Annotated in this window: 1 protein-coding gene; it reads left to right on the top strand. The window is 38.4% G+C overall.

Going from position 1 to position 986, the window contains the following annotated elements; translation table 11 throughout:
• Positions 1 to 29 precede the first annotated feature (29 nt).
• Entirely contained in the window at positions 30 to 977 is a 948-nt protein-coding gene (locus tag CD126_RS11210) for an IS30 family transposase (protein WP_103370510.1), read from the top strand.
• Positions 978 to 986: the final 9 nt, after the last annotated feature.

The following is a 986-nucleotide window of genomic DNA, read 5'->3' on the forward strand; positions in this document are numbered from 1 at the left end:
ACTAAAAACAAATACAAGGGAGTGCCAATATGAGCTATTTACATCTTACTATATATGAGCGTTCAAGTATAGAGACACTGAGAAAAGAAAACTATTCTATGAGAGCGATAGCTAAACATCTTAACCGTTCAGTCTCCACGATTTCTCGTGAGATTAAGCGTCATATGACGGAAGAAGGTTATTCCGCGCCCACAGCACAAACGCAATATAAAGCGAATAAAAGACGTTGTGGGCGTCCTTTAACACTAACCAAAACGCTATCAAAGTTCATTCAACATTATTTAAAGTTACACTGGTCGCCGGAACAGATTGTGGGACGCCTACTTTCAAATCAAGTTTCTTTCAAATCCATCTATAGATGGATTAACTCTAACTTACTGAAGGTGAATATGCTTCCTTATCTCAGACAGAAAGGAAAGAGACAATGTCCAAAAGAGACGCGAGGTCGATTTAATGTAGGCAAGACCATCTCACAACGTCCGAAAGAGAGTAGAAAGCGTCAAGAATTCGGTCATTGGGAAGCTGATACGGTTGTTTCAAGCCGAGGAAAAAGTAAGGGTTGTATCGCTACTTTCGCAGAAAGAAAATCACGCTATTACTACTGTTGCCTTATCCCTGACCGTTCTTCTCGCTCTATGAGAGAAGCGATACATCAACTCATTCACACGTTCTCTGAAAGTGCTGTAAAGACAATCACTGTAGACCGTGGTAAAGAATTCTCATGCTATAAAGATATTGAATCTCAATTCAATGTTGATATTTACTTCGCTGATCCTTATTCTGCATGGCAAAGAGGCACGAATGAAAACTCTAACGGTTTACTTAGGGAATTCTTCCCTAAAAGAACTGACTTAGCTAAAGTAACTCAAGAAGAATTAAACTATGCTTTGAACGCAATTAATCATAGACCTAGAAAGTGTCTTAATTGGGACACTCCATATGAAATTTTAAATTTAGAAGTGTTGCGCTTAAATTGACAATTCATC

It is taken from the genome of Staphylococcus pettenkoferi (assembly GCF_002902685.1).
GTDB classification, from domain to species: Bacteria; Bacillota; Bacilli; order Staphylococcales; family Staphylococcaceae; genus Staphylococcus; species Staphylococcus pettenkoferi.